Genomic DNA, 9,066 nt, shown 5'->3' on the forward strand with positions numbered 1-9,066 from the left:
GGGGCCGCTGCCGGTGCTGCTCGACCCCTACGGCGGGCCGCACCACCGCCAGGTGCTGGCCGCCCGCGACCGCTACCTGGTCGCCCAGTGGTTCGCCGACCAGGGCTTCGCCGTGCTGGTCGCCGACGGGCGCGGCACCCCGGGCCGCGGCCCGGCCTGGGAGCGGGCGGTCTGGCGCGACCTGGCCGGCCCCGTCCTCGACGACCAGGTGGAGGCGCTCCTGGCCGTGGCCGCCGACCACCCCGAGCTCGACCTGGGCCGGGTGGCCATCCGCGGCTGGTCGTTCGGCGGCTACCTGGCCGCCCTGGCCGTGCTGCGCCGCCCCGACGTGTTCCACGCCGCCGTGGCCGGCGCCCCGGTGACCGACTGGCGCCTCTACGACACCCACTACACCGAACGCTACCTGGGCCACCCGGCCGCCGACCCCGACCCCTACCGGCGCAGCTCCCTGCTGGCCGACGCGGCCAAGCTGGAGCGGCCCCTGCTGCTCGTCCACGGCCTGGCCGACGACAACGTGGTCGCCGCCCACACCCTGCGCCTGTCCGGCCTCCTGCTCGCCGCCGGCCGCCCCCACAACGTCCTCCCCCTGTCCGGCGTCACCCACCTGGCCGTCCAGGAGGCGGTCGCCGAGAGCCTCCTCCACCTCCAGCTCGCCTTCCTGCGCGACGCCCTCGGTCTCAGCTGAGCGCCCAGGCCCCGGTCGGCCAGCCGGGCCGCCTCGACCACGTCCCCGGGCGCGAACAGCCGCCGGAGCTCCTCCAGAGCGTGCCGCCTCGTGTCGTCGCCGAGCCGGTGTCGACCACCCGCAGCCGGTCGCCTGGCCCGACCAGCAGGTTGGCCAGCGGGGAGGAACTCGACAGAGGCGGCCGCTCCCGCATCAGGTCGTCACCTGATCGGCCACTGGACCTCGGTCCGGAGGTCGGCCTCGGCGACCTGACCGGGGTCGTTGAGGTAGACCTCGCGGGGGCCGCCGGCCAGCTCGTGGCCGTGGTCCTGGATCCAGCCGGAGACGGTGTGGTAGGCGGGGCCGATCTCGGCGTAGGGGCCGCGGTGGAGGGTGACGGCGGCCGGGCCGGCGGGGAGCTCGGTGCCGTAGACCTGGCCGGTGCCCTCGAACGGGGCCGCCACCGGGAAGCAGATCTCGATCGGGGCGGCGGTCTCCTCGTCCAGCACCTGGTCGGCGTGGTAGACGACCTGCAGCGGCCCGGCCGGCTCGATCCCGCGGGCTCCCAGCTCGGCCAGGAGCTGGTGGACCCCGGCGCTGATCGCGGACGAGATCTCGCGGAGGTTGCTGGTGGTGCGGGTCGCGGCCACCGGCTGGGCCGGCAGCTCGCGGACGGTCACCTCGTACGGCATGACGTCCTCCCTGTCCAGGAGCCGTTCGAGGAACGCGAGCATGCGCCGGTGCTCGGCCAGGCGCGCCTCCAGCCGTTGCCGGTGCCGGTGCAGCCGCTTGGCCGTCAGCTCGCCGGCGTCGGAGGCCAGCAGCTCGGCGATCTCCTCCAGCGGCATCTCCAGCGACCGCAGGATGCGGATGGCCTCGGCCTGGTTGGCCTGGGCCGGCCGGTAGTAGCGGTAGCCGGAGGACGGGTCGACGAACGCCGGCCGGAGCAGGCCGAGCTCGTCGTAGTGGCGCAGCGCCTTCACCGACAGCCGGGTCGCCTTGGAGAAGCGCCCGATCGGCAGCAGGTCGTCCACCTCGCGTCCCTCCCTTCCGCGGACCAGGCTGGACGCTCCCCCGACAGGAGGGTCAAGCGGCCAGCTCGGCCAGCTGGCGGAGCTGGGCGGCCCGCTCCTCATGGGTCCAGGCGGTGGGGGCGGCGACCAGGGTGCCGACGCCGGCCTCGCGGTGGGCGGCCAGGCGCTCGCGGACCCGGGCGGCCGGGCCGCACAGGGTCACCAGGTCGATGAGCTCGTCGGGGAGGGCGGCCATCGCCTCGGGGCGGTTGCCGGCCAGGTAGTGCTCCTGGACCTCGCGGGCGGCCGCCTCGAAGCCGTAGCGGCTGGCCTGCTCGGTGTAGAAGTTGCGCTCCCGCGAGCCCATGCCGCCGATGTACAGGGCCAGGAACGGGCGCATGGTGTCGCGGGCCGCGGCCAGGTCGTCGGAGATGTGGACCTGGACGTTGGGGGCGACGTCGAAGCCGTCCAGGTCGCGACCGGCCCGGGCCGCCCCGGCGGCCAGGTGCTCGCGGAACCCGCCGGCGTGCTCGGGCGAGAACAGGAACCCGAGCCAGCCGTCGGCCACCTCCCCGGCCAGGGCCAGGTTCTTCGGTCCCATGGCGCCCAGGTAGATGGGCAGGCGCGGCTGGGCCGGGGTGATGGTGAGCTTGAGCGCCTTGCCGGGGCCGTCGGGCAGCGGCAGCTCCAGGGTCTCGCCCTGGTAGGCGACCCGCCGCCGCTCCAGGGCCATGCGGACCACGCTGACGTAGTCGCGGGTCCGGGCCAGCGGACGGGCGAAGCGCTGCCCGTGCCAGCCCTCGGCGACCTGGGGGCCGGACAGCCCCAGCCCGAGCCGGAACCGGCCCCCCGACAGCTGGTCCAGGGTGGCCGCGGTCATGGCCGTCATGGCCGGGCTGCGGGCCGGGATCTGGAACACGGCCGACCCCAGGTTGATGGTGGTCGTCTGGGCGGCCAGCCAGGCCAGCACGGTGGCCGCGTCCGACCCGTAGGCCTCGGCCACCCAGGCCGAGTCGTAGCCGAGCCGCTCCGCCTCCTGGACCAGCGCCAGCTGCTCCCCCGCGGTCGTCCCGGCTCCGAAGTAGCCGAGCATCACCCCGAGCCGCACCTGCCCGCTCCTTCCCCTTGCCGATGTCCCCGGCGGGAGCTTAGCGGCCGGTGACCTCCCGGGCGAAGGTCTCGAAGGCGTTGACGTAGCGGGCCACGTCCTCGTCGGTGTGCTGCACCGACAGGGTCCACTGCTCGTCGATGCCCGGGGTCATGAACACGCCCTGGGTCATCTCGTACAGCCACGACAGGTACGACAGCTCCTCGTCGACCCCGTCGCCGTCGAAGCCGGCGTACGCGCGGTAGTCGCGCAGCCGCTCGGGGGCGTACATGACCGCGCCCTTGCCGCCGACCCCGGTCGTGTAGCAGGGCAGGTCGTAGGTGTCGATGACCCGCTGGCAGCCGGCCAGCTGGGCGTCGTTGAGCCGGTTCAGCTCCTTGTAGGCGTCCTCGGTGAGGACCTCGGTGAGGGCGACCAGCCCGGCCCGAGCGCACAGCGGGTTGCCGTTGAAGGTGCCGAGCTGGGGCACGCCGTCCTTGGCGATCTCGGCCATCAGCTCGCCCCGGCCGCCGAACCCGCCCAGGGGGGTGCCGCCGCCGACCGCCTTGGCGAAGCACTTGAGGTCGGGGGCGACCCCGTAGACCTCCTCGGCGCCGCCGTAGGCGATGGTGGCGCCCGTCTTGACCTCGTCGAAGATGAGGATGACGCCGTGGCGGCTGCAGATCTCGCGGACCGCCTCCAGGTAGCCGGGCTCGGGGTCGATGATGCCGACGTTCATCATCACCGGCTCCATGATCATGCCCGCGACCTCGCCGGCGTTGGCGGCCAGCAGCCGGTCCAGCGCCTCGGCGTCGTTGTAGGGGACGATCAGGGTCAGCTCGGTCACGGCCTTGGGGGTGCCGGAGCCGAACTCGACGCTGGCCGGGGTCTCCCGCGGCCCCATCTTGTCGCGGCTGGGACGGATCGAGACCAGCACCGACTCGTGGTGGCCGTGGTAGGAGCCCTCGATCTTGACGATCTTGTCGCGGCCGGTGACCCCGCGGGCCAGCCGGATGGCGTCCATGGTGGCCTCGGTGCCGGAGTTGGTGAAGCGCATCTGGTCGATCTTGAAGCGCCGGCAGAGCTCCTCGGCCAGCAGGGTGGTCTCGGCCACCGGCTGGGCGAAGTGGGTGCCGATGGCCGCCCGCTCGGACAGGGCCTCGACGATCCTGGGGTGGCTGTGGCCGACGGCCATCACCCCGAAGCCGTTGTGGTAGTCGGAGTACTCGTTGCCGTCGACGTCCCAGACGCGGCTGCCCTTGGCCCGCTCGAAGAAGATCGGGTAGGGCGGGGCGTCCTGGAAGCTGGAGGCGACCCCCAGGGGCAGCGAGGCGAGCGAGCGCTCGCGCCACTCCCGCGACTTGGGGGTGCGCTCGTGGACGAGCTGGGTCCTGGCCTTGGTGAGGCTGTCGATCCGCTCCTGGTCGGGCCGTCGGCCCATGCTGATCACGCTCCTGGACGCTCCGAGGATCTCTTCGTCTTCCGTTGAGACTAGGCTAGACTACTTCGAACTGCGTCACTTGGCAAAGGAATCGGGAGGTAGTTCGTATGCCCAGGACGGCGAAGGTCGACGACCTCGACCGGCGCATCGTGGCCGCCCTGCAACGCGACGGGCGCCGCCCCTTCACCAGCATCGGCAGGGAGCTCGGCCTGTCCGAGGCGGCCGTGCGCCAGCGGGTGGCCCGGCTCCAGGCGGCCGGGATCATGCAGGTGGTGGCCGTGGCCGACCCGATGACCCTCGGCTACCAGGCCATGGCCATGGTCGCCATCTCGGTCGACGGCCGCGCCCTCAAGCAGGTCGCCGAGGCCGTCGGGCGCCTGCCCGAGGTGTCCTACCTGGTCCTGACGGCCGGCTCCTTCGACATGCTGGCCGAGGTGGTGTGCCAGGACAACGACCACCTGCTGCGGCTGCTGTCGGAGGACCTGGCCGGGATCGAGGGGGTCCGGGAGACCGAGACCTTCATGTACCTCCGGCTCCTCAAGGAGGCCTACACCTGGTCGGTGGCCCCGGCCGAGGCCTCGGCCGACGCCGGCTGACCCCGATGCCCGGCCCGCGCCCGCCCCCGGCTGGCGGTTGTGTGACCGCCCCCTCCGGGGGGAAGCTGGGAGATCATGCTGGCATCGCTCACCGGCCTCGGCCTGTCGGCGGCGGCGGGCCTGAACGCCTACATCCCGCTGCTGCTGGTCGGCGTCCTGGCCCGCTACACCGACGTCATCACCCTCCCCCAGCCCTACCAGTGGATCCAGAGCGGCTGGGCCATCGCCATCGTCTCGGTCCTGCTGGTGGCCGAGGAGATCCTCGACAAGGTGGCCGTCGTCGACCACATCAACGACGCCGTCCAGACCTTCGTCCGCCCCACCGTCGGCGGGGTCATCTTCGCCGCCACCACCGCCGCGGCCGAGGTCGACAACTCCACCTGGATGCAGGAGCACCCCTGGGCCGGCATCCTCCTCGGCGCCGTCGTCGCCGGCGTCGTCCACGCCACCAAGGCCACCGCCCGCCCCCTCGTCAACGCCACCACCGTCGGCACCGGCACCCCGGTCGTCAGCGCCGCCGAGGACGCCGCCTCCCTCGGCATGAGCCTGATCGCCGTGTTCATCCCGATCCTGGTCGTGGTCGTCCTGCTCCTGCTCGCCTGGGCGGCGTTCGCCATGTACCGGAGGGTCCGGCGAAGGCGGAGACCGGCGGTGACCGACGGCTGAGACCCAGGGTCAGGGTCGCGAGCTGCTGGACCGTGGTGCCTCCGGGTCAGCGAGGAGGCTCCGGGTTGGTGGGGCGCTTGTCAGGCCATCGGACCGTAGAGGGCGCGGGCGCGGGAGGCCAGGTCCTCGGGGAGGGCGACCAGCAGCGCGGTCGCCTCGGCGCCGACCTCGCCGGATGGCAGCAGCAGGCGGGACCAGGTGCGGACCCGCCTCCCTCTGGTGTCGGTGAGGCCGGCGACCAGGGGGAGGGGGGCGTCGTAGGGGACCTGGGCGCGGTAGCGGACGTCCATGGTGGCGGTGGCGGCCCAGATGCCGGCCAGCAGTATCGACGCATACCCCATGACCTCGTCCAGCGCTGTCGCCGACAGGCCGCCGTGGAGGACGCCGGGGTAGCTCTGGAACTCGGGGCGGGGGTGGAGGGTGGCCAGGACCTGGTCGCCTTCGCGGCGGATGTCGTTCAGGTGCATGCCGATGGGGTTGGCGTCGCCGCAGGCGAAGCAGTGGCGGGCTCCGGCCGGGAGCACGTCGTCGCGGGTCATGGGACCGTCGCCGTCGGGACCGGGCATGGACGCTCCTCGATGGTGGGTGGGCAGGTAGGCTACGCCTGCCGCGAACGTGCGCTCAGGAGGTCTGGTTTGGCTGCCGTCACCGATGACGCTCTGCGCCGGCTGCCCAAGGCCGAGCTGCACATCCATCTCGACGGGTCGTTGCGGCCGGCGACGGTCGAGGAGCTGGCCCGGGAGGTGGGGCTGGTGGCGGCGGACGCGCCCGCGGGGGCGGCGATGGCCAGGGTGCGGGTGACCCGGCGGGCGGGGCTGCTGGAGGCGCTCGCCGGGTTCGAGGTGCTGCTGCCGTTGCTGCAGACCAAGGAGCATCTGGCCAGGGTGACCACCGAGCTGGTCGAGGACCTGGCCGCGGACGGGGTGGTCTACGCCGAGCTGCGGTTCTGCCCGCGGCTGAACACCACCCAGGGGCTGACCGTCGACGAGGTGCTGGCCACGGTCGGGGAGGCGGCCGCCCAGGCCGACGCGGCCAGCGGGACCCGGGTGGTGCTGCTGGCCTGCATGATGGGCGGGGTCGACCCGGAGTGGAACCGGCCGGTGCTGGACGCGGCCATCCGGCGGATCGACTCGGGGGTGGTCGGGATCGACCTGGCCGGGCCGGTCGAGGGCCGGACCCCGGCGTGGGTCGACGCCCACGCGGCCATGTTCGAGCACGCCCGGGCGTCGGGGCTGTGCGTCACCGGCCACGCCGGCGAGGCCGAGCCGCCGGCGGCCATCCGGACCGCGCTGGACCGCTACCTGGCCGACCGGATCGGGCACGCCACCAGCCTGGCCGAGGACCCCGACCTGCTCGCCGAGGTGGTCGAGCGCCGGGTCGTGCTGGAGTGCTGCCCGCGGTCCAACTACTGGACCCGGACCGAGGCCGAGCTGCCCAGCCTGTCCGACCACCCGGTGGGGGGGCTGCTGCGCGCCGGGGCCCGGGTGTGCCTCAACACCGACGACCGGACCCTGTTCGGCAACGACCTGTCCTCGGAGTACCGGGTGGTGGCCGAGGCCCAGGGGCTGGACGACCGGCAGGTGGCGGCCCTGACCGCGAACGCGTTCGCGGGGGCGTTCCACCCGGGCCGGGCCTCGGCCGCCCTGGAGCGGGCCGTCGGCCGGCTCGACGGGGCTTGACCGTTGACCACGACCGAGGCGTTCACCCCGGCCGACCCGGCGTTCGTGGCCGACCCCTACCCGGCGTACGCGCGGCTGCGCGAGGCCGGCCGGGTGCTGTACGACCCGGACAGCGACCACTGGCTGGTTCCCCACCACGCCGACGTCAACGCGCTCCTGCGCGACCGCCGCTTCGGCCGCACCTACCTGCACGTGGCCACCCACGCCGAGATGGGCCGGCCCGAGGAGCCCGAGTACCTGGGGCCGTTCTGGTACCTGATCCGCAACGGCATGCTGGACCGCGAACCCCCCGACCACAGCCGGCTGCGCCGGCTGGTGGCCAAGGCGTTCACCCCACGCATGGTCGAGCGGCTCCGCGACCGCGTCCAGGCCCGGGTCGACCGGCTGGTCGACGGGCTCCAGGAGGCCGGCGGGGGCGACCTGGTGGCCGGGCTGGCCGAGCCGCTGTCGGTGGCGGTGATCAGCGACCTGCTGGGCGTGCCCGAGGCCGACCGGCCGCTGCTGCGGCCCTGGTCGGCCCAGATCTGCGGCATGTACGAGGTCAACCCGACCGAGGAGGCGGGCCGGGTCGCCTCCCGGGCGGCCACCGAGTTCTCCGGCTACCTGCGCGAGCTGTCGCGGGAGCGGCGGGCCCGCCCGGCCGACGACCTGATCACCGCCCTCACCCAGGTGGTCGACGGCGGCGACCAGCTCACCGAGGACGAGCTCATCGGCACCGTGGTGCTGCTGCTCAACGCCGGCCACGAGGCCACCGTGAACTTCACCGGCATCGGCTGGTGGCAGCTGTTCCGCCACCCTGACCAGCTGGAGCTGCTCCGCCGCGAGCCCGGCCTGCTGCCCAGGGCCGTCGACGAGCTGCTGCGCTACGACACCCCCCTGCAGATGTTCGAGCGCTGGGTCCTGGAGGACGTGGAGATCGCCGGGGTCGCCGTGCCCAAGGGGGCCGAGCTGGGGCTGCTGTTCGGCTCGGCCAACCGCGACCCGGCCGTGTTCGCCGACCCCGACCGCCTCGACCTGGCCCGGGCCGACGCCGCCCAGCACCTCAGCTTCGGGGCCGGCGTCCACTACTGCCTGGGGGCGCCCCTGGGCCGGCTGGAGCTCGAGCTGTCGTTCGGGACGCTGCTGCGCCGCCTGCCCGGGATGGCGCCGGCCACCGAGCCGGCGTGGAAGCCGACCTACATCCTGCGGGGCCTGGAGGCGCTCGATGTCACGGCCTGACCCGGAGGCGACCGGCTTCGCCATGTACGGGCCCGAGTTCACCTTCCTGGGGGTGCCGCGGGCCGACCTGGAGGACCCGGCGTCGCTCGAGGGGGCGGACGTGGTCGTGGTCGGCGCCCCCTTCGACGGCGGCACCAGCCACCGGCCCGGGACCCGGTTCGGCCCCTCGGCCATCCGCGGCACCGACTACCTGGGCCACGACGGCTCCCGGCCCTCGCTGGCCCTGGGGGTGGACGCCCTCCAGGACCTGCGGGTGGTCGACGTCGGCGACGTGCTGATGCTGGCCGGCGAGATCGAGCCCGCCCTGGAGCGGCTGGAGCGGGCCGTCCACACCGTGGCCGCGGCCGGGGCGATCCCGGTGGTGCTGGGCGGCGACCACACCATCGCCCTGCCCGACGTGACCGGGGTGGCCCGCCACCACGGCATGGGGCGGGTGTCGGTGGTCCACTTCGACGCCCACGCCGACACCGGCGACACCCAGTTCGGCTCCCTGCTCGGCCACGGCACCCCCATGCGGCGGCTGATCGAGTCGGGCGCGGCCCGCGGCGACCGGTTCCTCCAGCTCGGGCTGCGCGGCTACTGGCCGCCTCCGGACGTGCTCGCCTGGATGGCCGAGCAGGGCATGCGCAGCTTCGAGATGACCGAGATCGTCCGCCGCGGCCTCGACGCCTGCCTGTCGGAGGCGTTCGCGATCGCCGGCGA

The 9,066-nt window shown here is 73.9% G+C and carries 10 protein-coding genes; 6 read left to right on the forward strand and 4 right to left on the reverse strand.

Features of this window, described 5'->3' with window-relative positions:
- Positions 1-685, forward strand: a 685-nt coding sequence (locus VF468_26045) for a S9 family peptidase (protein HEX5881749.1), incomplete at its 5' end; no start/stop codon positions are given.
- A gap of 200 nt (positions 686-885) precedes the next feature.
- On the opposite strand, the gene VF468_26050 is transcribed toward VF468_26045, so the two are convergent.
- Genes VF468_26050 through VF468_26060 form a run of 3 tightly spaced genes read right to left on the reverse strand, consistent with a single transcriptional unit; the run spans position 886 to position 4,205 of the window.
- Positions 886-1,698 (reverse strand): MerR family transcriptional regulator, encoded by an 813-nt coding sequence (locus VF468_26050; protein HEX5881750.1) that lies wholly within the window; start codon positions 1,696-1,698, stop codon positions 886-888.
- A 52-nt stretch (positions 1,699-1,750) separates the two neighbouring features.
- Positions 1,751-2,785, reverse strand: a complete 1,035-nt coding sequence (locus VF468_26055) for an LLM class F420-dependent oxidoreductase (protein ID HEX5881751.1) — start codon at positions 2,783-2,785, stop codon at positions 1,751-1,753.
- A 40-nt stretch (positions 2,786-2,825) separates the two neighbouring features.
- On the reverse strand, positions 2,826-4,205 hold the full coding sequence (locus VF468_26060) for an aspartate aminotransferase family protein (GenBank protein ID HEX5881752.1): 1,380 nt from the start codon (positions 4,203-4,205) through the stop codon (positions 2,826-2,828).
- A 107-nt stretch (positions 4,206-4,312) separates the two neighbouring features.
- On the opposite strand from VF468_26060, the gene VF468_26065 reads away from it, so the two are divergent.
- Together VF468_26065 and VF468_26070 are read left to right on the forward strand one after the other, a co-directional pair.
- Entirely contained in the window at positions 4,313-4,801 is a 489-nt protein-coding gene (locus VF468_26065; protein HEX5881753.1) for an Lrp/AsnC family transcriptional regulator, read from the forward strand.
- A 75-nt stretch (positions 4,802-4,876) separates the two neighbouring features.
- A complete protein-coding gene (locus VF468_26070; protein ID HEX5881754.1) occupies positions 4,877-5,467 on the forward strand; it encodes a DUF4126 domain-containing protein in 591 nt (196 codons plus the stop codon).
- Between the two features lie 80 nt (positions 5,468-5,547).
- On the opposite strand, the gene VF468_26075 is transcribed toward VF468_26070, so the two are convergent.
- A complete protein-coding gene (locus tag VF468_26075) occupies positions 5,548-6,033 on the reverse strand; it encodes a PaaI family thioesterase (GenBank protein ID HEX5881755.1) in 486 nt (161 codons plus the stop codon).
- Between the two features lie 69 nt (positions 6,034-6,102).
- Between VF468_26075 and add the strand changes: the two genes are divergently transcribed.
- The 3 genes from add to VF468_26090 form a co-directional block, all read left to right on the forward strand.
- Positions 6,103-7,146, forward strand: coding sequence for an adenosine deaminase (gene add, locus VF468_26080; protein HEX5881756.1), 1,044 nt, complete (start codon positions 6,103-6,105; stop codon positions 7,144-7,146).
- A 3-nt stretch (positions 7,147-7,149) separates the two neighbouring features.
- Entirely contained in the window at positions 7,150-8,364 is a 1,215-nt protein-coding gene (locus VF468_26085) for a cytochrome P450 (protein ID HEX5881757.1), read from the forward strand.
- Positions 8,351-9,066, forward strand: a 716-nt coding sequence (locus VF468_26090; GenBank protein ID HEX5881758.1) for an agmatinase family protein, incomplete at its 3' end; no start/stop codon positions are given. The genes VF468_26085 and VF468_26090, both read left to right, overlap by 14 nt.

This window comes from Actinomycetota bacterium, from assembly GCA_036280995.1.
GTDB lineage: Bacteria > Actinomycetota > CALGFH01 > CALGFH01 > CALGFH01 > CALGFH01.